Origin of the sequence: Chromohalobacter sp. HP20-39 (assembly GCF_033052815.1) — a bacterium.
In the GTDB taxonomy this organism is placed as follows: Bacteria; Pseudomonadota; Gammaproteobacteria; order Pseudomonadales; family Halomonadaceae; genus Chromohalobacter.
Genome location: NZ_JAWHTP010000721.1, coordinates 1 through 269, shown reverse-complemented (window position 1 = coordinate 269; position 269 = coordinate 1). Strand labels below are relative to the sequence as shown.

Here is a 269-nt window from a genome sequence, read left to right as displayed (position 1 = left end):
CACTGGAAGGCCCCTGACGTAGCGTTGGCGGGGCAATTGACCGACTTGCCGCTGGCGTCCATCAGCGTGACCGTGGCGCCTTGCATGGCGGCGCCGGCGGCCGCTACACCGCTGACGGTCAGTGTCTTGGGCGAGCCACCGCCGGGTGTCGTGTCGGTCGGGGTGCTGTTGCCCGAATCGCCACCGCCGCAGGCGGACAGGGCAAGCGTGGCCAGCGCAAGTGCAATGGGGGTGAGTTTCATGGGGTCCTCCCGGATCGTTGTGGGTTC

At 68.4% G+C, this 269-nt stretch carries 1 protein-coding gene; it reads right to left on the bottom strand.

Annotation, left to right across the window (positions count from 1 at the left end):
• On the bottom strand, positions 1 to 242 hold a 242-nt coding region (locus RVY79_RS19840; protein WP_317466285.1), incomplete at its 3' end, for a hypothetical protein.
• Positions 243 to 269: the final 27 nt, after the last annotated feature.